This window comes from Lacinutrix sp. YIN62 (assembly GCF_057219185.1).
Genome location: NZ_JBXVVH010000006.1, coordinates 13,864 through 35,789 on the forward strand (window position 1 = coordinate 13,864; position 21,926 = coordinate 35,789).

25 protein-coding genes are annotated in these 21,926 nt (G+C 32.5%); 10 read left to right on the forward strand and 15 right to left on the reverse strand.

Translation table 11 applies throughout. The features are described 5' to 3' along the window. Positions 1-36 precede the first annotated feature (36 nt). Entirely contained in the window at positions 37-1,500 is a 1,464-nt protein-coding gene (locus AC2D8I_RS05270) for an aminoacyl-histidine dipeptidase (protein ID WP_484704948.1), read from the forward strand. Positions 1,501-1,629: 129 nt separating this feature from the next. Here AC2D8I_RS05270 and AC2D8I_RS05275 read toward each other — a convergent pair whose 3' ends face one another. From AC2D8I_RS05275 to AC2D8I_RS05285, 3 genes are read right to left on the reverse strand one after another with little or no spacing between them, the layout of a single operon-like run. Further along, positions 1,630-2,760, reverse strand: a complete 1,131-nt coding sequence (locus AC2D8I_RS05275) for a peptidylprolyl isomerase (protein ID WP_484704949.1) — start codon at positions 2,758-2,760, stop codon at positions 1,630-1,632. 10 nt (positions 2,761-2,770) lie between these two features. After that, positions 2,771-3,310 carry a gliding motility-associated peptidyl-prolyl isomerase GldI gene (gene gldI / locus AC2D8I_RS05280; RefSeq protein ID WP_484704950.1) on the reverse strand — a complete coding sequence of 180 codons (540 nt, stop codon included), beginning with the start codon at positions 3,308-3,310 and terminating at the stop codon, positions 2,771-2,773. Further along, positions 3,303-4,322 (reverse strand): DHH family phosphoesterase, encoded by a 1,020-nt coding sequence (locus AC2D8I_RS05285; protein WP_484704951.1) that lies wholly within the window; start codon positions 4,320-4,322, stop codon positions 3,303-3,305. Before AC2D8I_RS05285 ends, gldI begins: the two co-directional genes overlap by 8 nt. A 178-nt stretch (positions 4,323-4,500) precedes the next feature. Between AC2D8I_RS05285 and AC2D8I_RS05290 the strand changes: the two genes are divergently transcribed. Together AC2D8I_RS05290 and AC2D8I_RS05295 are read left to right on the forward strand one after the other, a co-directional pair. Next, positions 4,501-4,920 (forward strand): nucleoside-diphosphate kinase, encoded by a 420-nt coding sequence (locus AC2D8I_RS05290; RefSeq protein ID WP_484704952.1) that lies wholly within the window; start codon positions 4,501-4,503, stop codon positions 4,918-4,920. Between the two features lie 97 nt (positions 4,921-5,017). Then, a complete protein-coding gene (locus AC2D8I_RS05295) occupies positions 5,018-7,585 on the forward strand; it encodes a M4 family metallopeptidase (RefSeq protein WP_484704953.1) in 2,568 nt (855 codons plus the stop codon). Positions 7,586-7,775: 190 nt separating this feature from the next. Here the strand turns inward: AC2D8I_RS05295 and AC2D8I_RS05300 are convergent, their stop codons facing one another. The 5 genes from AC2D8I_RS05300 to recF form a co-directional block, all read right to left on the reverse strand. Next, positions 7,776-7,967 (reverse strand): cold-shock protein, encoded by a 192-nt coding sequence (locus tag AC2D8I_RS05300; protein WP_484704954.1) that lies wholly within the window; start codon positions 7,965-7,967, stop codon positions 7,776-7,778. A 154-nt stretch (positions 7,968-8,121) separates the two neighbouring features. Next, positions 8,122-8,313: a cold-shock protein gene (locus tag AC2D8I_RS05305; protein ID WP_452222424.1), complete on the reverse strand. Its 192-nt coding sequence runs from the start codon at positions 8,311-8,313 to the stop codon at positions 8,122-8,124. 129 nt (positions 8,314-8,442) lie between these two features. Next, positions 8,443-8,739 (reverse strand): DciA family protein, encoded by a 297-nt coding sequence (locus tag AC2D8I_RS05310; protein ID WP_484704955.1) that lies wholly within the window; start codon positions 8,737-8,739, stop codon positions 8,443-8,445. 4 nt (positions 8,740-8,743) lie between these two features. Then, the gene (locus tag AC2D8I_RS05315) at positions 8,744-9,163 is read right to left on the reverse strand and encodes a hypothetical protein (RefSeq protein WP_484704956.1); all 420 of its coding nucleotides are present in this window, start codon (positions 9,161-9,163) and stop codon (positions 8,744-8,746) included. Then, positions 9,163-10,242, reverse strand: coding sequence for a DNA replication/repair protein RecF (gene recF / locus AC2D8I_RS05320; protein ID WP_484704957.1), 1,080 nt, complete (start codon positions 10,240-10,242; stop codon positions 9,163-9,165). Before recF ends, AC2D8I_RS05315 begins: the two co-directional genes overlap by 1 nt. 124 nt (positions 10,243-10,366) lie before the next feature. On the opposite strand from recF, the gene AC2D8I_RS05325 reads away from it, so the two are divergent. Both AC2D8I_RS05325 and ribH read left to right on the forward strand, forming a co-directional pair. Next, positions 10,367-11,137: a tetratricopeptide repeat protein gene (locus AC2D8I_RS05325; protein WP_484704958.1), complete on the forward strand. Its 771-nt coding sequence runs from the start codon at positions 10,367-10,369 to the stop codon at positions 11,135-11,137. A gap of 27 nt (positions 11,138-11,164) precedes the next feature. Beyond that, entirely contained in the window at positions 11,165-11,650 is a 486-nt protein-coding gene (ribH, locus tag AC2D8I_RS05330) for a 6,7-dimethyl-8-ribityllumazine synthase (RefSeq protein WP_484704959.1), read from the forward strand. Positions 11,651-11,881: 231 nt separating this feature from the next. Here ribH and AC2D8I_RS05335 read toward each other — a convergent pair whose 3' ends face one another. Further along, a complete protein-coding gene (locus AC2D8I_RS05335; protein ID WP_484704960.1) occupies positions 11,882-12,025 on the reverse strand; it encodes a hypothetical protein in 144 nt (47 codons plus the stop codon). A gap of 48 nt (positions 12,026-12,073) precedes the next feature. Between AC2D8I_RS05335 and AC2D8I_RS05340 the strand changes: the two genes are divergently transcribed. Genes AC2D8I_RS05340 through AC2D8I_RS05360 form a run of 5 tightly spaced genes read left to right on the forward strand, consistent with a single transcriptional unit; the run spans position 12,074 to position 16,906 of the window. Then, positions 12,074-12,355, forward strand: coding sequence for a riboflavin synthase subunit beta (locus AC2D8I_RS05340; RefSeq protein ID WP_484704961.1), 282 nt, complete (start codon positions 12,074-12,076; stop codon positions 12,353-12,355). Next, complete coding sequence (gene mutL / locus AC2D8I_RS05345) at positions 12,356-14,209, forward strand: DNA mismatch repair endonuclease MutL (RefSeq protein ID WP_484704962.1); 1,854 nt, start codon at positions 12,356-12,358, stop codon at positions 14,207-14,209. A 6-nt stretch (positions 14,210-14,215) separates the two neighbouring features. Then, positions 14,216-14,965, forward strand: coding sequence for a rhomboid family intramembrane serine protease (locus AC2D8I_RS05350; RefSeq protein ID WP_484705082.1), 750 nt, complete (start codon positions 14,216-14,218; stop codon positions 14,963-14,965). Then, complete coding sequence (locus AC2D8I_RS05355) at positions 14,965-15,825, forward strand: rhomboid family intramembrane serine protease (RefSeq protein WP_484704963.1); 861 nt, start codon at positions 14,965-14,967, stop codon at positions 15,823-15,825. Before AC2D8I_RS05350 ends, AC2D8I_RS05355 begins: the two co-directional genes overlap by 1 nt. A 58-nt stretch (positions 15,826-15,883) precedes the next feature. Continuing rightward, positions 15,884-16,906, forward strand: coding sequence for an endonuclease/exonuclease/phosphatase family protein (locus AC2D8I_RS05360; protein ID WP_484704964.1), 1,023 nt, complete (start codon positions 15,884-15,886; stop codon positions 16,904-16,906). Position 16,907: 1 nt separating this feature from the next. On the opposite strand, the gene AC2D8I_RS05365 is transcribed toward AC2D8I_RS05360, so the two are convergent. The 6 genes from AC2D8I_RS05365 to AC2D8I_RS05390 form a co-directional block, all read right to left on the reverse strand. Beyond that, on the reverse strand, positions 16,908-17,228 hold the full coding sequence (locus AC2D8I_RS05365; RefSeq protein ID WP_484704965.1) for a DUF6122 family protein: 321 nt from the start codon (positions 17,226-17,228) through the stop codon (positions 16,908-16,910). Next, positions 17,229-17,846, reverse strand: a complete 618-nt coding sequence (locus AC2D8I_RS05370; protein ID WP_484704966.1) for a WbqC family protein — start codon at positions 17,844-17,846, stop codon at positions 17,229-17,231. It lies immediately after the preceding gene. Positions 17,847-17,865: 19 nt separating this feature from the next. Next, a complete protein-coding gene (gene lepB, locus AC2D8I_RS05375; RefSeq protein WP_484704967.1) occupies positions 17,866-19,593 on the reverse strand; it encodes a signal peptidase I in 1,728 nt (575 codons plus the stop codon). A 67-nt stretch (positions 19,594-19,660) separates the two neighbouring features. After that, positions 19,661-20,365 carry a 4-hydroxy-tetrahydrodipicolinate reductase gene (gene dapB, locus AC2D8I_RS05380; protein ID WP_484704968.1) on the reverse strand — a complete coding sequence of 235 codons (705 nt, stop codon included), beginning with the start codon at positions 20,363-20,365 and terminating at the stop codon, positions 19,661-19,663. Positions 20,366-20,427: 62 nt separating this feature from the next. Further along, positions 20,428-21,024 (reverse strand): DUF5683 domain-containing protein, encoded by a 597-nt coding sequence (locus tag AC2D8I_RS05385; protein ID WP_484705083.1) that lies wholly within the window; start codon positions 21,022-21,024, stop codon positions 20,428-20,430. Beyond that, positions 21,014-21,925, reverse strand: coding sequence for a ParB/RepB/Spo0J family partition protein (locus AC2D8I_RS05390; protein WP_484704969.1), 912 nt, complete (start codon positions 21,923-21,925; stop codon positions 21,014-21,016). The genes AC2D8I_RS05385 and AC2D8I_RS05390 overlap by 11 nt, the downstream gene beginning before the upstream one ends. Between the last annotated feature and the right edge of the window lies 1 nt (position 21,926).

Below are 21,926 nucleotides of genomic sequence, written 5' to 3' on the forward strand. Positions count from 1 at the left end.
ATTTGTATTTTTGCAATTCAAAAAAACAACAAGTCAATGAATTCAGAAATAAGAGCATTAGAGCCACAAGAACTTTGGAATAAATTTGCAGATTTAAACGCTGTACCAAGAGCTTCTAAAAAAGAAGAACGCGTTATAGCGTTTATGAAAGATTTTGGATCTAAATTAGGTTTGGAAACCATAGAGGATGAAGTGGGGAATGTTATTATAAAAAAACCTGCAACAAAAGGGATGGAAGATAGGGTGACCATTGTTATGCAATCGCATTTAGATATGGTTCATCAAAAAAATGCAGCTACCAATTTTAATTTTGATACGCAAGGCATAGATATGTATATCGATGGGGATTGGGTAAAAGCTAAAGGAACGACTTTAGGAGCAGATAACGGTTTGGGAGTTGCTACAATTATGGCTGTTTTAGAAAGTACAGAAATTGCACACCCAGCAATAGAAGCGTTATTTACTATTGATGAAGAAACTGGAATGACAGGGGCAATGGGGCTTAAAGGTGGTTTGTTAGAAGGCGGTATTCTTTTAAATTTAGATACAGAAGAAGATGATGAAATAGGCGTTGGTTGTGCTGGAGGTATAGATGTCACAGCAACACGAACGTATAAAGAAGAGGAAACACCAGAGTTTAAAATAGGATATAAAATTATAGTAAAAGGATTGCAAGGAGGGCATTCAGGGATGGATATCCACAAGGGCTTAGGAAATGCCAATAAAATAATGAACCGTTTACTTTTTGATGGTTTTGAAAACTTTGGATTGCGTATTTCTGAGATCGATGGTGGTAGTTTACGTAATGCTATTCCTAGAGAAAGTAATGCTATAGTAGCCATAGATGCTGTACATGAAGTTGCGTTTAATAATGAAATGGAGGAGCTTGCAAACATTATTAAAACGGAATTAAAAACTATGGAGCCAGATTTAGAGATTGAACTTCTAAAAACGGAAACACCTAAGCAAATAATGGATTTAGGAGTTCAGGAAGGTGTGACACGCGCTTTGTATTCTGCATTGAATGGAGTGTATAGAATGAGTGCCGACATCCCAGAACTGGTTGAAACGTCTAATAATATTGCACGTGTAATTCTTAAGGACGGAGCGTTAAAAATAGGGTGTTTAACACGCTCATCGGTAGAGAGCTCTAAAATAGATTTGGCAAACATGTTAAGAGCAACTTTTGAGCTTACAGGTTGTGAGGTTGAGTGTTCTGGAGATTACCCTGGTTGGACACCCAATATGGAATCTTCCATTTTAAAAGTGCTTAGTGAGTTGTATGAGGAAATGAACGGAGAAAAAGCACACGTAGCAGCTTGTCATGCTGGATTAGAGTGTGGTATTTTAGGAACGCATTACCCAGAAATGGAAATGATTAGTTTTGGGCCCACAATAAAAGGGGCGCATTCACCAGATGAGCGTGCAAATATTCCATCGGCACGTAAGTATTGGGAATTTGTGTTGGAAATTTTAAAACGTATTCCGAAAAAGAGTTAAACACTAGTTGTTTTTACATGAGTTTCGTGTTGTATAACACTAAAGGAAATAAAAAAAGCCTTCATACTAAATAGAGTTATGAAGGCTTTTTTTTTGTTCCTTTTTAAGCATATTATAAGAGCGGAACGATTATTTTACTATATCAACAAGTTTTAAATCAAAGATAAGATTAGAGTTTGGAGGAATTGGTCCACCACCTCTTTCTCCGTATCCTAAAGAAGATGGGATGTATACTCTTATTTTGTCTCCAACATTCATCGTTAGCATTGCTTCTCTAAAGCCAGGAACCAAACGAGCTGTTGTGTTGTAAATCATCGGGAAAGGTTGGTAGCCGCCTTGATTAGCGCGACGCTCATCATATACGCCGTACTCTTTAGCTATTTCAGACCAGCTAGTATCAAATAAGGTTCCGTTTTCTAAATATCCAGCATAATTAATTAATACTTTATTTTCAGTAGTAGGTTTTACTCCAGAACCTTCTTCTAGTTTTGTAATCGCTATTCCTGAAGGTAAAACTGTTGCTTTTTCTTTTAACGCTTTATTTGTTTTTAAGAAAGCGGCTTTAGATTTTTCTAGTAAAGCTTTAGCTTCCTTATTTTTTGCTTCTAATTCAATAAAGTAATCGTCGAATACTTTTGGAGCATCAAATTTTTTCGCAGTAGCCCCTTTTCTAATAATATTCAAGGACTCTATAACAACATCATCAACGGGTTTATCTCTAGCTCCTGTTTTTACATTAGAAATACTATCTTGAATATCTAATCCTAGAACGAGTTCTCCAAAAACAGTGTGTTTAGAGTCTAGATTAGGGGTAGGGATTTCTGTAATGAAAAATTGAGAACCATTAGTTGCTGGTCCAGAATTAGCCATAGACAATATACCTGGCTTGCTATGTTTCATTTCATTGATTTCATCTTTAAATTTATATCCAGGATTTCCTGCTCCAGAAGCCGTTGGGTCTCCACCTTGGATCATAAATTTATCAATAACACGATGAAATGTTGTTCCGTCGTAAAACTTTTTACCAATATAGGCGGTATCTACTTTTGTATTTGTTCCTTCTGCAAGAGAGATAAAATTAGCAACGGTTACTGGCGCTTTTTCATAATTAAGTTTGGCCACCATTGTTCCTTTATTAGTAATGAATTCTGCATATAACCCATCTTCTAGATCAGGGTAATTGTCTTGGCATGATGCCGAGCTAAGGGATATTAATAATGCAATAGCAAAAATTTTCATAGTGTGTTTTAATTTATTCATTGTGTTAATTTTATTTTTGGGTGATGGCGTTTACAGTTACTGTACTTATAATAGGAATGTTTGTCCCTATTTTATGTTCATCTCCATAATAACCATAGGCTTTTTGAGACGGGAAAATAAAGGTTGCTGTTTCTCCAGCTTTCATAAGTTTCAACCCTTCTCTTAAACCTGTAAATAATTCTTCTTTGTCCATCGCGTAGTTACGCGTTTTTAATTCTTCTTTGGTATAGATGGTATTTCCGTTTAAGTCAGTAATATTAAAATTAAAATTTATAATATCGCCAAAACGTGGGGTTCTTAAACTGTCAGAATCTATTTTCGTGATGAAAGTATACCAAAAACCATTTTCTGAGGCAATGTATTTATTATCTGTAGATTTACTTATAATCTCACTAATATATTGTTTTTCTTTTTCATGCAATTTTTTATTACGTGCTATAGACTCATTAATAAAAGCGCCCGATTTTACGGTTATAGGCTTTCGTGCTTCTGGAGTTTGACAACCAACAGCAAAAAGAGATAAAAGGCAGAGTAATACTAATCTATACATTTTTTAAAGCTTCATTATATTGTGGTAATATACTAATAAATTTTTCTACGGTTGTTTCTAAAGACGTTTCACTTTTTCCTCCAGCAGCGTTGGTATGTCCCCCGCCTTCAAAATGAGATCTTGATAATTCATTTACAGAGAAATCGCTTTTGGAACGCAACGATATTTTTATGATTTTATTTTGTTTGTCTTCAATAAAAATGGCCGCTAAAACGATATTATTTAGTGATAGTGCATAATTAACAAAACCTTCTGTATCGCCTTTTTTATAATCGAATTGTTGCAATTCATTTTGAGATAAGGTAATGTATGCTGTTCTGGATTCAGGAATAACCTTTAAATTGCTTAATGCACGACCTAATAATTGTAAACGATTGTAACTATTAGTGTCATATACATTATTATGTATTTGTGTGTTATTGGCACCTTTGTCTATTAGTTCAGCAATAATTCTATGAGTAGTACTGGTGGTTGATCTGTATCTAAACGAACCTGTATCAGTCATTATGCCAATATACAAGCAAGTGGCTAAATCTTTATCAATGTAATCTAAAGCATCCAGTTTGTCTAAAAAATGATATACCATTTCACAGGTGGAGCTCATCGTAATATCACTAAACATATAATCTGGATAATCATCTGGTTGTTGGTGATGATCTATCATGATTTTTATAGCGTTACTATTTTTTAAGACTGTTTCCATATTTCCAGTTCTATGAAAGGCATTAAAGTCTAAAGTAAACATGATGTCTGCATCATTAATTAGGGCCTCGCTTTCTTCTTGTTTCGTTTCAAATTTTAAAATAGAATCTTGTTTTGGAATCCATTTCAAAAAATCTGGAAAATCATTTGGAGCTATAATTACAGCGTTATGGTTCAATTTTAAAAGGTAATGTAATAACCCTAATGTTGAGCCAATGGCATCACCATCAGGATTTTTATGAGGGATTATTACAATTTTTTTTTGTGTAGAAAGCAATTTTTTAAGCTCTACAATATCTTGTGTATTCATAGGCGACGAAGATACAATTTTTTAATAATGGATTATATGAGTAATTTAAAGAAAAGCATTACTTTTGCGCAAACTTTGTAAAACAGGTCTGTTAATGAGTTAATGATCTGTTTTATTTTAGTTTAACTAGACTAGTATTTAATAGAGTAACATTAATATTTAGAATAAAATAAAAAAGATGGCAACAAATAGAACATTTACAATGCTTAAGCCTGATGCAGTTGAAAAAGGAAACATAGGCGCAATATTAGAAAAAATAAATGCTTCAGGATTTAGAATTGTAGCAATGAAATTAACACAGATGACAACATCTGATGCTGAAACTTTTTACGCAGTTCATAAAGAAAGACCTTTCTTTGGAGAATTAGTAGAGTATATGACACGTGGTCCTATTGTTGCTGCGATTTTAGAAAAAGAAAATGCAGTGGAAGATTTTAGAACTTTAATAGGAGCTACAAATCCAGCAGATGCAGCTGAAGGAACTATACGTAAGCTGTATGCAGCTTCTATTGGTGAAAATGCAGTGCATGGTAGTGATAGTGATGAGAATGCTGCTATTGAAGGCGCTTTTCACTTTTCTGGAAGAGAAATGTTTTAAGAAAATAGTTTTTATAATAAAAAGCCTGAATTTTAACAAATTCAGGCTTTTTTTATGAAGAATAAACGCCTACCTTAGTATAACTTTAACTTTTATTATGATGAAAAAATACAATCGTTTACTCTTTTGTGCCTTGTTATCAAGTTCATTCTTGTTTGCACAGAAAGTACAAAAATCAATTTCTCAATTTCAGGATAAAACACATGCTAAGGTAACCGTAAATAATAATTACGGGACAGCAGAATTTATTCGGTTTCCATTAAATAGTGCTTTAAAAGTACAAGGAAGCTCTCTTTATGAGAAAGCAATACATTTTTTAAATGCAAATAAAGAGATATATCAAATTAACGCAACAACAAGTCAATTTGAATTTAAAAAAGAAGTAACAGATAATTACGGTTTAAAATCGCTATCAGTAGCTCAAAAACACAATGGAGTTCCTGTATATGATGGTAAATTAAGGTTTCATTTTAATCTTCAAAATGAGTTAACCTCTGTTAATGGTAATTACATTCCAAATATTAAAATTAATGTAACGCCTACCTTAAGTGGTGCTGAGGCTAATGCAATAGCGGTTCAAACCATAGGAAATCAAAATCTAAACAACTCTGGAGCTCCATTATTCGTGAACAAAAGTACATTGTATGTGTTCCCTAAAGGTTTGGCTCAAGGATACATAAGTACTAATTACTTAGTATATGAAGTGGAAGTGCGAAACAATAATGATGTTAGAGAATATGTGTTTGTTAATGCTCACAATGGAACCATAGTGGAGCAGTTTACGGGAATGGCGCATGCTTTAGATCGTATTATATATGAAGGTAATACAGGAAATACGGTTTGGACAGAAGGAGATCCTTTTCCTGGAGCTTTAACTATATGGCAACAAAATGAAGTCGTTGCTTCAGGTCACGTGTATAATTTTTTTAATAATGCTTTTGGTTATGTCTCTTATGATAATGCAGATGCAGCAATGAGAACGATAAATAACAATCCTAATATTGCTTGCCCTAACGCAACATGGAATGGTGCTACAGCAAATTATTGCAATGGAACAGCTGCAGACGATGTTATCGCTCATGAATGGGGACACGCATACACAGAATATACAAGTGGATTAATTTATCAATGGCAATCTGGAGCTATTAACGAATCTTACTCCGATATTTGGGGAGAAACAATCGATTTACTAAATGGTTATGAGGATGCAGATGAGGACAACTCATTGCGAACAAGCTGTAATAGTTCAAACCGTTGGATCGTAGGAGAAGATGCTACTTCTATCGCAGGAGGTCAGGGACTTAGAGATATGTGGGATCCAAATTGTAAGGGTGATCCTGGTAAGGTTACAGATGGGCAATATTGGTGCTCTACAGTGGATTCTGGCGGGGTACATTCGAATTCTGGAGTTCCAAATCATGCTTATGCCCTATTAGTCGATGGAGGAAGTTATAACGGGCAAGTTGTAAACGCTTTAGGTTTTACAAAAGCTGCTCACATTTTTTGGAGAGCACAAAGTCAATATTTAACAGCTACAAGTGATTTTTCTGCGTTAGCAGATGCTTTAGAAGCTTCAGCAACAGACTTGGTGGGGATAAATTTGGAAGGGTTATCCTCAGAAGGAGCTACAGGACCATCAGGAGAAATGATTACTAACAGTGATTTAACAGCTGTAACAGCTGCTATTTTGGCTGTAGAATTAAGAACCAATCCCGATGCTTGCGGTTTTGAAACCATTCTTTCTCCAATTGCAGATTTGTGTGGTGCTTCTACAAGTAATCCTGTGTTTTCTGAAGATTGGGAAACAGGAATGGATGGTTGGTCACTTGAGCAACTACCAAGTAATGCCGCTACATGGCAACCTAGAGATTGGACTATATCTAGTGATTTACCTGTAAATAGAGTAGGGAACGCTATTTTTGGAGCAGATCCCATTATAGGAAATTGTACTAGTGATTTGGAGAATGGGATCATACGTTTAATTAGTCCAGTGATTACGATGCCAGCATTTTCTAATGGGAATTTTGAAATGGCTTTTAATCATTATGTAGCAATGGAGTTTCAATGGGATGGAGCTAATATAAAGGCGAGTGTAGATGGTGGTGCTTGGCAAGTTATTCCTGCCGCAGCTTTTACTGAGAATCCATATAATACAGCATTGAATAGTTTAGCTGGAGATGGTAATGACAATCCAATGGAAGGAGAACCTGTTTTTTCGGGAACCGATGGTGGTTCACTTACAAGTACTTGGGGTACAAGTGTTATCGATTTATCTGTTATTGGTGTTGGAGCAAATTCAACAGTTCAATTTAGATTTGAATTAGGAACAGATGGATGTAATGGTAATGAAGGTTGGTATATAGATGAAATAATGATCTATAATTGTTTGGATACATTATCGGTTTCTGAGTTTGAGGATATAGAAAACTTAATAAGAATTTATCCTAACCCTTCTAATGGTATTTTTAATATTGAAAGACGTAATAATGTAGAGCTTATTAATGCAGAAATATATGATATTAATGGGCGTTTGATTAAGTCCTTAGACTTATCTAATATGGATATAAATAAAACAATAAATTTATCGGGCGTGACTTCTGGTATGTATTTTATGACCGTTACTTCTAAGGATGCTAAGGGAATTGTAAAACTTATTAAAAAATAATAAGATTGTCTTAATAAGGATATAGTGCTTTAAAATAGCGCTATAGAATTAATGAGTTAAAGGTAGCGATTTTATATCGCTACCTTTTTTGTTTTATATGCTTGAAGAGGAAATTAATCGGATATAAAAAAAGCCTATACATGTTGAGTATAGGCTTTAATTTAAAAAAGTTTAATAGAAATATATATACTTATACTACTTTTACATTTACTGCGTTTAATCCTTTTTTACCTTCTTGTAAATCGAATTCAACTTCATCGCCTTCACGAATTTCGTCGATTAAACCCGAAATGTGTACAAAATGGTCTTTGTCTACACCTTCTTCAGTGATAAAACCAAATCCTTTGGTGTCATTGAAGAATTTTACTGTGCCTTTGTTCATTGTAATAAATTTTAAATTAATTGTTTAATTGCCGCAAAGATAAGCGCAATATTTAACAAAAGGGGATTCTATATCAAATAATTAAGAAAATAAAAAAAGCCTATCACATTTTGATAGGCTATTTTTGTAAATAGTTAAATAGAATATATATAAATTATACTACTTTTACGTTTACTGCATTCATACCTTTTCTTCCTTCTTGAAGGTCGAATTCTACTGCGTCTCCTTCACGAACTTCGTCAATTAAACCAGAGATGTGCACGAAATGGTCTTTGTCTGATCCTTCTTCTGTTATAAAACCGAAACCTTTAGAATCATTGAAAAATTTTACTGTACCTTGAGCCATTTTAAAAAAATTTAAATTTATTGAACCCAAATATAATATAATATTCTAACAATTTCTTTTTTTATTTTTTTATTTTCACAAAGAATTAAACAAAAAAAAAGAAAAAATTAATAAAATTAATAAAAGAGGTTATTGAAGGATTAGTTTTTTAATAAGCTCTTTACCAAGCTCTTCATTTAGCATACGTATTATTTTGTCTTTACCATAATTTAATTCTTCTCTTAAAACACTAGAGTCTAATTGCACATATAATGTTTCATTTTTTAACTCAATAGCTTTCGTATAGTTGTTAATGCCATTCCCCATTAATGCTGTCCATGCGTCTCTAACATTAACTTTATCAAGACCTTTTTCTAATTTATTAGTTTCTACAAAGCTTTTCAAAGCATCTGAAATGCTTAATAAATCGTTGTTACGTTTAGCCATTGTTTTATTGTACGTTTATAGGAATAAATCTTTTATACAAATATACATCGTTATTTTGGTTTACGACTTTTAATTCCTGCTCAGAAGCATATAAAAGCATTTCTTTCCATGTCGAAAAAGGGGTTTTATAATAAATGTTTAAACTGTCATTTTCTAATTTTAAGGTTATATACTCAGTCGCGTTTGACGTTTGGTAAGTACCATTAAAAAGGGGTTTCATTTTTTTTCTAAAACCTATAAGGCTATCATTTATATTAATGTAATCTATAGTTGTGTTTACCGTATAGTCCCATTTTAGCCCGTTAGCACGTGTGACTTTTTCGATTTCCCAGTAGCCATTTATATGTGGTATAAATGTTTTAGGGTTTTTGGTGCAACTAGCAATGCTTAGAAAAAGCAGGAATAGAACTATAAACTGTTTCATTATAAATTAAAAATTTCATAGGATTGATGTACTTGCTTTACCGTATTTTCTGTTCGTTCTGCATGTGTGTCACTAATAAATAACTGTCCGAAATTTTCATTATCTACTAGTTTTATAATTTGGGTAACTCTTTGTTCATCTAATTTATCAAAAATATCGTCTAATAGCAGAATGGGATTGACCCCACTTTGCTGCTTTATGAAATCAAATTGCGCCAGCTTTAAAGCGACTAAAAACGATTTTTGTTGCCCTTGACTACCAAATTTTTTAATAGGATGCTCTTCTTTATTAAAAAGCAAATCGTCTTTATGAATGCCAACACTAGTATATTGTAAGGCTTTATCTTTGTTAATATTCTGTTTAAGCAAGGTGTTTAAATCGATATTAGATAAATCACTTTTATACGCTATGTCAACCACTTCATTATTGTTACTTATAGCACTATAGCGCGCTTTAAAAATAGGAACAAATGCTTTTAGAAATTCATTCCGTTTTGTGAATATACGGGTGCCAAAATCGGTCAATTGGTTGTTGTATATTTCTAGCGTATCCTGGTTAAATGTATTATTTAGAGCAAAAAACTTTAGCAGCGAATTACGTTGTGCTAAAATTTTATTGTATTTTATTAAATCTGCTAGATATGTTTTATCACTTTGTGAAATTACATTGTCTATAAACTTTCTGCGGATATCACTTCCTTCACTAATTAAATCACGATCAGCCGGAGAAATAATTACTAAAGGTAAAAAGCCAATGTGTTCACTAAATTTTTCATATGCTTTACCATTGCGTTTAATTATTTTTTTTTGACCGCGTTTTAAGCTAACAACTATCTTTTCAATTTTATCTGCTTTCTTATAATCACCATTAACGACAAAAAAATCTTCGTTATGCTTTATGTTTTGAGAAGCAATAGGATTGAAATAGCCTTTTCCGAAGGACAAGTGATAAATGGCATCTAAAATATTTGTTTTGCCTACGCCATTATTTCCTACAAAGCAGTTTATAGTATCATTAAAAGTAAAAGATTTACTCTCGAAGTTTTTATAGTTTAATAAAGAAAGTGATTTTAAAATCATATAGAATCAACAAAAAATAACCTAAAGTTTTATTACAAGTATATAGGACTTGCAAAATAACAAATAAATTACCTTTTATATATGGATAAAAATTATATTTTTGCGATGCATAAATATACAATTCATGGCAACTTACAAGAAAAGAGGTTATAAACCAAAAACGAAAGAAGAAGTAATAGTAGAAACTGAGGAAAACTCAACAACTGCAGAGGTATTTAATACATTAGATGAAACGGCTTCTAAGACAGAGGATTTTGTAGCAGAGAACCAAAAATATATATTCATAATCATTGGTGTAGTTGCTGCATTAGTTTTAGGATATATGGGATATAATCAATTTGTAACTAAACCGGCAGAAGAGGAAGCTATTAACGAAATGTATAATGCTCAAAAGCACTTTAATGAAGCTGTGAGTGGTGTCGCTTCAGATTCTTTATATACATTAGCTTTGAATGGAAGTGATGGTAAATTAGGAATGTTAGATATTATTGATAACTATAATGGTACCGCTGCTGCTAATTTAGCGAATTATTATGTAGGATTAGCGTATTTAAATCTTAAGGATTATAAGAATGCGGTATCGTATTTAGATGCTTTTTCTATTGAAGATGAGGTGCATGCCGCTAAAGCAAAAGGGCTTATTGGAGATGCTTTTATGCAATTAGATCAAAAAGAAGATGCTTTGAAATATTATAAGAAAGCTGCGCAAATGCGAACGAATGATTATACGGCTCCTATTTACTTGCAAAAAGCAGGGATCACGGCTTTAGAATTAGGTTTAGCAAGCGAAGCTCTAGGGTTCTTTAATACAATAAAAGAGAATTATCCAAATACAACCGAAGCTTCTAATGTTGAGGTGTTTATAGGAGAAGCACAAGCGATGACAAATAAATAAAGCTTCCGTTTTTTCGGAACGTAACTTATGGCTACAGAAAATAACAATTTATCAGTATATGATAAAGCAGCAATCCCAAACGCGAAAGACTTTCGGTTTGGGATTGTTGTTTCAGAATGGAATGACGATATTACAGAAGGTTTGTATAATGGCGCATATAATACGCTTATAGAACATAATGTAAATCCTGAAAATATTAAGCGTTGGAATGTTCCAGGGAGTTATGAACTTATCTATGGAAGTAAAAGAATGCAAGAGCAAAAAGTAGATGCAGTTATAGCAATAGGTAGCGTTATTCAAGGCGAAACAAAACATTTCGATTTTGTTTGCGAAGCGGTATCTCAAGGGATTAAAGATTTAAATATCTCACACGATACACCTGTTATTTTTTGTGTTCTAACCGATAATAACTTGCAACAAGCAATTGATCGTTCTGGGGGAAAGCATGGAAATAAGGGAACCGAAGCAGCAGTAGCAGCCATAAAAATGGCAAACCTTAGAAAAAACGCTTAATTTGTATTACTCTTAATACATTTTCTATTGGAATTTTAAATGTATTATTTTAATATATTAGGATATTAGAAAGCATCACGACTTCAGAACTTTAATTTTGTTAACAATTTTTAGCACTACCAATTCTTAAATCTATGGGATTTTAAGTATTTTTGAGTGTTAACAACCGTTTTTCATAGTATTTATGTTCAAAAATCGAAAAAATCGAAGTTTTAATTATAGCCCTCGATATTACACTGAAGAGAAAAAGACTTCTAATCTAAAAGAAAGTTTTAAAAACTCTTCAAACTCAAAATATTTTGAAGGAAAACGAAAGCGAAAAGCATCTACATTGCCATTATTACTTATTGTTTTGGCCTTGATAATTGCGTTCATGTATTATTTAGAAACTAAATTAAGATAAATTGAAGAGCTATGGGTTTTATGAAACTTAGAAAGAATAAACGATTTAGTTATACACCGCGGTATTATAAAAAAGGTGCAGAAGGAAGTCCTTTTGAAATAAAACACAAGTTTGATGATTACAGAACCTCTGTTGGTGATAATAAAAATATAAAACAGAAATTCAATTCGGCTTGGGATGAGTTTGTAAATTCTCCAGATAAAGAAGTGAATCGTCGTATTTTAATTATAGGTTTAATATTGGCATTTTTTATTTTATGGTTTTTCGATTTCAATTTGAGTATCTTTTTTAAGAAGCAGTAAATGGCAGATATTATTCAATTATTACCAGATCATGTTGCTAATCAAATTGCAGCAGGAGAAGTAGTACAGAGGCCCGCTTCGGTTGTAAAGGAATTATTAGAGAATGCTATAGATGCAGGAGCAAGTCAAATAAAACTTATAGTTAAGGATGCAGGAAAAACGCTTATTCAAGTTATAGATAACGGTAAAGGGATGAGCGTAACAGATGCGCGTTTGAGTTTTGAACGTCATGCGACTTCAAAAATACGCTCTGCGGGAGATTTATTCCAATTAAATACTAAAGGATTTAGAGGCGAGGCCTTAGCTAGTATTGCTGCTATTGCACATGTAGAGCTTAAGACGAAACAAGAACAAGATGATGTAGGTACAGCAATAGAGATTGAAGGCAGTACTATTATTTCACAAGAAGTTGTTGTTACGCCAAAAGGCACGTCTTTAGCTGTAAAGAATTTGTTTTTTAATATTCCTGCACGGCGGAATTTTTTAAAATCGAATCCTGTAGAAACCCGTCATATCATTGATGAGTTTCATCGTGTAGTTTTGGCACACCCTAATATTAGTTTTATAATGTTTCATAATGGTAGTGAATCTTTTAATCTACCCAAGAGTAATTATAGGCAACGTATTGTTAATGTTTTTGGAGTAAAAACAAACGAAAAATTGGTACCAGTAGAGGAAGATACGGAAGTACTAAACGTTTCTGGATTTATTGGGAAACCAGAATTTGCTAAAAAAACAAGAGGAGAACAGTTCTTTTTTGTTAATGACCGCTATATTAAAAGCGCATATTTAAACCATGCCATAAGTTCTGCTTTTGAAGGGTTATTGAAGGACGGGACTCACGCTAGTTATTTTTTAAACCTAACTGTAGACCCGCAAACTATAGATATAAATATTCACCCTACTAAAACGGAAATAAAGTTTGACGATGAACATACCTTGTATGCTATTTTGCGCTCGGCAGTAAAACATAGTTTAGGACAATTTAATATTGCTCCAGTTTTAGATTTTGATCGCGATGCTAATTTAGATACACCTTACAGCTATAAAGAAACGCAAGCGCCAAAAATTGAAGTAGATAGTAGTTTTAATCCCTTTCAGGAAGAACAAACACAGCATACTACTCCTGTAAGTACACCTACTTATAAAAAAACTCAAGGCAATAGCTGGGAAAGCTTATATGTAGGTTTAGAATCTAAAGGAACTAAAACACAACGCGATTTTAGCGAAGTGCAATTTGAAAGTGATCAGGGTAACACTTCCATTTTTGATGAAACACATCAAGTAGAGCAAAAGCAAACGACATACCAAATACATAATAAGTATATTATTAGTAAGATTAAATCTGGAATGCTAGTAATAGATCAAAATAGAGCGCATCAACGTGTGCTTTATGAAGAGTTTTTACAACATATAACTGTTAAAGAGGCCATGAGCCAGCAATTGTTATTTCCTCTAGAATTACACTTTTCGCCGCAAGAAATAGCAATTATAAATCAATTAAAAACCGATTTGGAACATACGGGTTTTGTTTTTAAGAGTATTAACAATGAATTAGTCGAAATAACGGGTGTTCCAGTAAGTGTCCCAGAAAGTGAAGTTTCTATTATTTTGGAACAGTTAATTAGTGATGTCGAAAATGAAGTTCCAGATAGTAATTTTAGTGCGACAGATTTATTAGCGAAATCTATGGCCAAAAGTTTGGCTATTAAAACAGGGCAAAGTTTAGATAGAGTAGAACAAGAGCACTTGGTAAATACCTTGTTTGCTTGTAAGGAACCTAATGTCTCTCCAACAAATAAAACAACTTTTGTAACCATGACGATTGATGAATTAGATAGAAAATTTGTGTAGATTATGATGAATAGATTAACAGATACAGTAAAACATTTAATAGTAATAAATGTTATAATGTTTATAGGCACAATTACTGTTGGTGGTGGCTCATTATTTTATGAATGGTTCGCGTTGTATTTTCCTAAAAATGAAGCCTTTCAACCATGGCAAATTTTTACGCATATGTTTATGCATGGTGGTTTTGGCCATTTGTTTTTTAATATGTTCGCCTTGTTCATGTTTGGAGTTGCTGTTGAACAATATTTAGGAAACAAAAAGTTTTTATTTTTATACATATCGGCTGGTTTAGGTGCAGTATTGTTTCAGTTAGGGTTTTATTATTATAATTTTATACCAACTTTTGCAGATTTAGAAGCTTCAGGTTTATCTGCGGAAACTATAATAGAAATATTGAAGAGTAATAAAACAAATGGAGCGATTACTCAGATTCAATTAGAACAACTACAATCTATTTATCCTGTTTTTAATGCGTCTATGGTTGGTGCTTCAGGAGCCATAATGGGAATTTTAGTTGCTTTTGGTATGATGAATCCTAATGCAGAATTAATGTTAATTTTTCTTCCTATTCCTATAAAAGCAAAATATTTTATCCCAGGCATCATCGTTTTAGATCTTATTTCTGCTGTTTCTGGACAGTCTTTCTTTAGTCCTAGTAATACAGCTTATATGGCACATATAGGCGGCGCGTTAACGGGCTTTTTTATTATGTGGTATTGGAGAAAAACACAATTCAATAAAAATCGCTGGAATTAATGAGTTTGAATGAAGATATAAAATATAAGTTAGCAAGGCTTAATGTTCTTGAAAAGATAATAGCGGTAAATCTTGCCGTTTTTGTTCTCGTATTGCTGTTAAAACCATTTCTTGGGACATCTATGGGCTGGTTTGAACTTCCCAGTGCATTCAATGCATTTTTATCAAAGCCTTGGACAATAATTAGTTATGCTTTTTTGCATTATGATTTTATCCATTTGTTATTCAATATGCTATGGTTGTATTTTATTGGTAGAATTTTTCTGAACTTATTTTCAGCTAAAATGGCCTTGAACATCTATTTTTTAGGCGCTATTGTTGGTGGATTTACTTTTCAAATGGGCTATAATTTATTACCCAGTGTTTTTTTAAATACAGCGTATTTAATAGGGGCATCTGCTGCAGTACGTGCATTATTTATTTTTTTATGTGCTTATATGCCAAATAAGGAGATTCGAATTTATACTTTTAATTTAAAACTATGGCATTTAGGTGCTTTTTTTGTCACTTTAGACATTATAGGTGTTTTTGGTCGAGTTAATCAAGGTGGTAATTTAGCCCATTTAGGAGGCGCACTCCTCGGGTATGTATATGCAAAGCAATTATTAAAAGGAAATGATATTGGTCGTGGTTTCGAAAGTATTGTAGATACTATTGTGAGTTGGTTTACATTCTCTAAGAAAACAAATATGAAAACGGTTTATAAGGATAAATCTAAGGTCGGCGGATTTACCAAAGGGGAATTTAATCAGTTTAATAACCAGAAGAAAATCGATGTTATTCTAGATAAAATTAGTAAGAGTGGTTATGAGAGTCTTACAGCAGAAGAAAAAGAACTTTTGTTTAAAGCAGGAAAATAATTAGTGAAAATAATTGTATAATAAAAAAGAAGTCCATACTTGCATTGGATGATATGATATGAAAGGATTGAAGTTTTTCGATAAAGTGGTGTTCTTCTTCAACTCTGTTGCAGCTTTTATTTTATTACTATCTTATATCCTTCCTTTTTTGCCACCCATAACTTTTTCAGCACTCTCTGTTTTAGGACTAGGCGTTCCTTTTTTAATAATTCTAAATGCAATATTTTTATTGTATTGGTTAGTTAAAATAAAAAAGCAATTATTACTATCGCTTTTAGTCTTAACATTAGGGTATCTGTCTTTTGGAACTTTATATAAGTTTTCAGAATCTAAGATGGTTAACGATGATGATAACTTTTCGGTAATGAATTACAATGTTAGGTTATTTAATTTATACAATTGGATTCCTGAAGAGCATATAGAGACTAAGCTTGTTGATTTTATAAAAACAGAGGCACCAGATGTTTTGGCATTACAAGAATATCATCCTCACAAAAATATAGATTTATCTTTTTTTAAGTATAAGTATGAAAAACTTTCAGGGCATAAAATAAAATATGGTCAAGCTATTTTTTCGAAATATCCAATTATAGATTCCGGTTCGGTAACGTTTCCTAATACTTCAAATAACGCTATTTATGCAGATATTGTAAAAGGAAAAGATACCATTCGTGTTTATAATATTCATTTAGAGTCATTAAGAATTGATGCTAAAGCAGAAAACTTAACTACTGAAAATTCTGAAAAATTATTTAAAGGAGTAGGCAAGACTTTTAAAATGCAACAGCTACAAGCGGAATTATTTTTAAAGCATAAAGCATTATGTAACCATAAGGTAATAGTCTCTGGGGATTTTAATAATACCGCCTTTTCATATGTTTATAAAACGATTAAAGGAAATTTAAATGATACCTTTGAAACCGCAGGAAATGGTTTCGGAAAAACTTACAATTTTAAATTTTTTCCTATGCGTATTGATTTTATTTTAAGTGATACCGCCTTCAAAATAAATAGTTTTAAAACTTACGATGTCGAATATTCAGACCACTATCCCGTAATGTCTCGGTTAAGTTTATACTAGACTAAAGACTCCACGACATCATCACACAATCTACAGTATCGGCAATTATGTGTATGGTTAACCCCAGACCTAAAAGTCTTGTTTTTTTAGGGAATAATAATAATATGTAAATAAAAGCCATATAATACGAGTGCAAAGGATGAAAACCTATACTACAGCGGTTACTATCAAAAATGGGAGTTGCTAATAAGTGATCTAAGTCTATTAGCATACCTAATAACATAATAAAATAAGCCTGTTGCCACTGTGTTTTATAAAAACGCAAAGCAATGATTAATGGTAGTATAAAATGAATACTATAATGGAATATAGATTGTATCACTTATGGTAATTGTTGGGCTTCTAAATATGATATAGCATTAGTTCCTTCATTAAATAATAGATCTAAAATACTTAAATTACTAATAAAGCCGTGTTTGTCTGAAAAAACTTGAGTATAACCTTGTAAGGTCATAACAGATTCTTTTTTAGCCTTTACTAAGGATCTATAATCTGTTAGATTTACAGGAGATTTTATATATTCTTGGGTTTTGTTAAGTTTTAAATCTAGTTGAAGACAGTCGCATATAACTTCAAACGATTTTAAATTAAAATCTAGAATATTTTCAAACGATTTGGTAAATAATGGTTGGAGGTCATCGGCATAGAATTCAAAAAATGGAGAAGTTCTATAGGCCGATTCTAATGATTTCCAATGCAAACTTTGCCATTTATAATCATTAGCGATTTTTACCTCTTTATACTTTTGTCTATTTTTTTGAGAATAAACAACGGGAACACTTAGTTTTAGCTTGCCGTTGGCAGCATATATATAGGTTCTATTCCTGTAAGTCTGTTTTTGAAAATTATCCTCCATTTCAAAAGTAATTTCCTTAGCCTTTATCATTGTGATAAAGGTTGCAATGTTTGGAAAATAGGTAGGATGGAGGAGTGTATTCATTAGATTAAGTTAAGAAATCTTAAGCTTTCTTTCTTTTACGCCATTTATTAAATCCAAGCCAACCTGCAAGTACTACTAAAAAAGGAATGAAGTAAGATACAGGTTGTCCACTACCATTAACAGTTGTAAAAAGGCGTTCCCAACGTATTTTGTTAAGGCCTTTTCCATTAGTATTCCAACTCATCCATATTAAAACAGGTTTTCCTACAACGTGATTATAAGGCACAAATCCCCAGTATCTAGAATCTATAGAGTTTTGTCTATTATCTCCCATCATCCAGTAATAATCTTGTTTAAAAGTGTAATCTGTAGCAATTTGACCATTAATTAGGATTTGATTACCTCTAACGTTTAAAGTATTACCTTCATATTCTGTAATCGCTCTTTTGTATAGTGGTAAAATGTCGATGTTTAAATTTACGGTTTTCCCTTTTCCTGGAATAAAAATAGGCCCATAATTGTCTGTAGAGTTTTTAAAGGCAGGATCTTGTGGGAATAAATTAGGATTTGCTGTCTTAGAATTAACTTTTGTTACGGCAGACACATTAGCATCTGTTCTTACTAAATCGGCAAGTTCATCCGTCATATTCGCATTTATAGTAGCTCCAACAATTTTTACTTTCAATTGATCGTAAAGTTTTTGAGTCATACCTCCGGTTACTAAGGTGTTTAATGAATCTTTTGATTTTACATCTAATACAATGCCATTTTCTTTTAAATAAAGTTGAAGTTTGGGGTTGTCCCAGAATTCATTCTTAATAGAAAAAATTTGACTTTTGTGTTTTTCAGTAATACCATACTTTCTATACAAAGCTTCTGGATTTGAGTTTGTTTTTATGGTATAGAAAAACTGAAGTTTTGCACGTTCAGGGAGTACATTCTTTTTTCCATTTATATAAACAAATCCGTCTCTTATCTCTAAAGAATCACCCGGAACACCAACACAGCGTTTTACAAGATTGGTTTTTTTATCTATAGGTTTGTAATAGTTACGATCTGGTCTAAAATCGTCCATATTAAGTAGTGTATCAGCTGGCTGATTGAAAACAACAATCTCATTTCTATCTATACTCTCAAAGGCAGGAAGCCTCATGTAAGGTAATTGAAGCTTGTTTAACCATGAAGTTTCACGTTTATTAAAATCGTCACTAAATAGGTAGGATTTTTGTTTCGTTAGTGGTATAGAATCGTGAACCATTGGTAAAGCCACTGTTGTCATAGGAAATCGTGCGCCATAATGAAACTTGCTTACAAATAAAAAGTCTCCAATAAGTAGTGATTTTTCTAAAGAAGAAGATGGGATAACAAATGGTTGAATAAAGTAAGTATGTACAATTGTTGCAGCAACTATAGCAAAGGCTATAGAACTAACCCAATCTCCAAGGCCTGTTTTGGGTTGTAAGCTTCTGTTTTCTATATAATCTACCTCTGCGATATAATTGATATAGAAATTATAAAAACCTAGTGACGCTACAGCAAAAAGAGTGTCAAGTGTTGTGTTTTTACCAAAACTTCTAGCCGTTTCTATCCATACAACAGGGAATAGAATAAGATTCACTATAGGAAGAAACAAAAGGATGGTCCACCACCATGGTCTGTTAATAATTTTCATTAAAATAACAGCGTTATAAACTGGGGCAAAAGCTTCCCAAGCTTGTCTTCCTGCTTTAATATATAGTTTCCATGTTGCTAATCCATGAATAACTTGTATTGCTAAGAAAAATATTAACCATTGACTTCCTGACATAATCTGTATTTTTATATAATTGCTATATGAGCTTTAAGCTCTGCAAATGTTACACTTTTATTTTATGTTAACCAATATTTAACACATCTTTCATTGTAAAAGTCCCTGTTTTTCCTAAAATCCATTCCGCAGCTATTATTGCTCCTAGGGCAAACCCTTCACGATTATGAGCTGTATGTTTAATTGTTATGGTGTCGACCTCACTTTTGTAGTTTATACCATGAGTGCCTGGCACATTCTCTACGCGTTTAGCAGTAATAGGAATACTATCCTCTTTAGTTGCGTTTAATTGCCATGTATTGTAATGAGAATGCACTTTAGCAATATCTTCTGCTAAGGAAATAGCTGTTCCACTAGGCGCGTCTAGTTTTTGAGTATGGTGTATTTCTTCAATACTTACATTGTATTGTTCTAAAGTAGACATCATTTTTGCTAATGTTTTATTTAATTCAAAAAAAACATTGACTCCTAAACTAAAGTTTGATGCATAAATGAACGCCCCTTTATGTGCTTTACATAAAGCAACAATTTTATCATAATCTTTTAACCAACCTGTGGTTCCTGAAATAACGGGTGTGTTTTGATTAATACAATTAGAAATGTTATTAAAAGCAGCATTTGGTACGCTAAAATCTATAGCAACATCTGCTTGAGTGATATCATAATTAGCATTATTACTACCCGCTTTAATGATAATAGAATGGCCACGATCTATGGCAACTTTTTCAATAGTTTTTCCCATTTTTCCGTAACCTAATAATGCTATTTTCATAAGTGATCCATTTATCTTTTTTAGGCGTAAGTATTGTTTAGTGTAATACGAGCTTATTATATCTAATTAAGTTTTAGATTCATTGTTAAACCTATTCTGCCTTTATTATCGTGTTCATTAATAATGTAATGTGGTTTAAGCGACAAGTTATCATCTATATTGTATTGCAGTAAATGCGCATCAACATTTGCATCGACAATATTTAAAGCGTAGAGACCTATGGTTATTAAAAGCGATAATTCTTTGTTTCTACGTAATGTTTTTTGAGATTCCAATAACCCGTCGTCTGTTAATCTGCCTTGAAATTCATCGTCTTGAAAGCCAGCCAATCTCCTCTTATAAGCATTTCGTACTTTCTTATAATCTTTATTATTATTGAGATAAACATAAACACCACCGCCTATAGCAGCCCATACAATGGGAATTTTCCAATATTTTTTATTATAGGCTTGCCCTAACCCTGGTAATACTGCAGAATAAAAAGCGGCACGAGATGGCGATAGCGGATCGATGCGTTTTTTAAATTGTGTAGAATCTATGATAACAGTTGCATCTTCTATTTTTAAAACCTCTGTCTCTCCGTCTTTTTTTTCTTGAGCTAAAGCAGAAAAACTAAAAACGGAAAACACGAAAAATGCTATGATGAATTTATTCAGAATCACCTTGGACTAATTTTGTTATTCGATTAAAATCTTCTTCAGAGTGAAAAGGAATGATTATCTTTCCTTTACCGTTGTTTGAAGTTTTAACGTCTATTTTATGTCCAAAGTATTCTGAGAATGCAGGAATTCCTTTTTTAACATATTTAGGTAATTCTTCCTTAACTTTTTTAGTTGGAACTTTAACTTCTTGTGTTTGATTATAATTCTTAACTAAAGCTTCTGTTTCTCTTACCGAGAGTTTCTTGGATAAAATTATTTCGTAGATTTCTAATTGTATGACTTGATCTTCAATATTTATAATCGCTCGACCATGTCCCATAGATAGAAAACCATCTCGCATTCCTGTTTGAATGATAGGGTCTAATTTTAATAGACGTAAATAATTTGTGATGGTCGATCTTTTTTTACCAACACGTTCACTCATTTGTTCCTGAGTGAGTTGAATTTCATCAATTAAGCGTTGGTACGATAATGCAATTTCTATAGGGTCTAAATCCTGGCGTTGAATATTTTCAACTAAAGCCATTTCTAGACTCTCTTGATCGTTTGCAATACGAATGTATGCAGGAATGCTTTCTAAGCCAATTAATTTTGAAGCTCTAAAACGACGTTCCCCAGAAACTAATTGATAATCGTCAAAGCCTAGTTTTCTAACAGTAATAGGTTGAATAACACCTAATTCTTTTATAGATGTTGCTAATTCGCGTAAGGATTCTTCATTAAAATTAGTCCGTGGTTGAAATGGATTCATTTCAATGCTACCCAATTCTAACTCTACAATATTACCGATAACTTTATCGGCATTTTCATCTTGAACAGATTGTATATCGTTACTAGGATCTTTTAGTAATGCAGATAATCCTCTACCTAAAGCCTGTTTCTTTGTTGCCTTCGCCATT

What these genes read in the sequence shown, in the direction of transcription:
- AC2D8I_RS05340 (WP_484704961.1), top strand. Translation starts at nt 12,074, where the DNA reads ATGAAACTTAGAAAGAATAAACGATTTAGTTATACACCGCGGTATTAT.
- AC2D8I_RS05360 (WP_484704964.1), top strand. Translation starts at nt 15,884, where the DNA reads ATGAAAGGATTGAAGTTTTTCGATAAAGTGGTGTTCTTCTTCAACTCT.
- AC2D8I_RS05305 (WP_452222424.1), bottom strand. Translation starts at nt 8,313, where the DNA reads ATGGCTCAAGGTACAGTAAAATTTTTCAATGATTCTAAAGGTTTCGGT.
- AC2D8I_RS05300 (WP_484704954.1), bottom strand. Translation starts at nt 7,967, where the DNA reads ATGAACAAAGGCACAGTAAAATTCTTCAATGACACCAAAGGATTTGGT.
- AC2D8I_RS05315 (WP_484704956.1), bottom strand. Translation starts at nt 9,163, where the DNA reads ATGAAACAGTTTATAGTTCTATTCCTGCTTTTTCTAAGCATTGCTAGT.
- AC2D8I_RS05335 (WP_484704960.1), bottom strand. Translation starts at nt 12,025, where the DNA reads ATGAACGCAATTATCAAGGCCAAAACAATAAGTAATAATGGCAATGTA.
- recF (WP_484704957.1), bottom strand. Translation starts at nt 10,242, where the DNA reads ATGATTTTAAAATCACTTTCTTTATTAAACTATAAAAACTTCGAGAGT.
- AC2D8I_RS05285 (WP_484704951.1), bottom strand. Translation starts at nt 4,322, where the DNA reads ATGAATACACAAGATATTGTAGAGCTTAAAAAATTGCTTTCTACACAA.
- AC2D8I_RS05325 (WP_484704958.1), top strand. Translation starts at nt 10,367, where the DNA reads ATGGCAACTTACAAGAAAAGAGGTTATAAACCAAAAACGAAAGAAGAA.
- AC2D8I_RS05355 (WP_484704963.1), top strand. Translation starts at nt 14,965, where the DNA reads ATGAGTTTGAATGAAGATATAAAATATAAGTTAGCAAGGCTTAATGTT.
- AC2D8I_RS05295 (WP_484704953.1), top strand. Translation starts at nt 5,018, where the DNA reads ATGATGAAAAAATACAATCGTTTACTCTTTTGTGCCTTGTTATCAAGT.
- mutL (WP_484704962.1), top strand. Translation starts at nt 12,356, where the DNA reads ATGGCAGATATTATTCAATTATTACCAGATCATGTTGCTAATCAAATT.
- lepB (WP_484704967.1), bottom strand. Translation starts at nt 19,593, where the DNA reads ATGTCAGGAAGTCAATGGTTAATATTTTTCTTAGCAATACAAGTTATT.
- AC2D8I_RS05370 (WP_484704966.1), bottom strand. Translation starts at nt 17,846, where the DNA reads ATGAATACACTCCTCCATCCTACCTATTTTCCAAACATTGCAACCTTT.
- ribH (WP_484704959.1), top strand. Translation starts at nt 11,165, where the DNA reads ATGGCTACAGAAAATAACAATTTATCAGTATATGATAAAGCAGCAATC.
- AC2D8I_RS05290 (WP_484704952.1), top strand. Translation starts at nt 4,501, where the DNA reads ATGGCAACAAATAGAACATTTACAATGCTTAAGCCTGATGCAGTTGAA.
- AC2D8I_RS05390 (WP_484704969.1), bottom strand. Translation starts at nt 21,925, where the DNA reads ATGGCGAAGGCAACAAAGAAACAGGCTTTAGGTAGAGGATTATCTGCA.
- dapB (WP_484704968.1), bottom strand. Translation starts at nt 20,365, where the DNA reads ATGAAAATAGCATTATTAGGTTACGGAAAAATGGGAAAAACTATTGAA.
- AC2D8I_RS05275 (WP_484704949.1), bottom strand. Translation starts at nt 2,760, where the DNA reads ATGAATAAATTAAAACACACTATGAAAATTTTTGCTATTGCATTATTA.
- AC2D8I_RS05270 (WP_484704948.1), top strand. Translation starts at nt 37, where the DNA reads ATGAATTCAGAAATAAGAGCATTAGAGCCACAAGAACTTTGGAATAAA.
- AC2D8I_RS05350 (WP_484705082.1), top strand. Translation starts at nt 14,216, where the DNA reads ATGAATAGATTAACAGATACAGTAAAACATTTAATAGTAATAAATGTT.
- AC2D8I_RS05310 (WP_484704955.1), bottom strand. Translation starts at nt 8,739, where the DNA reads ATGGCTAAACGTAACAACGATTTATTAAGCATTTCAGATGCTTTGAAA.
- gldI (WP_484704950.1), bottom strand. Translation starts at nt 3,310, where the DNA reads ATGTATAGATTAGTATTACTCTGCCTTTTATCTCTTTTTGCTGTTGGT.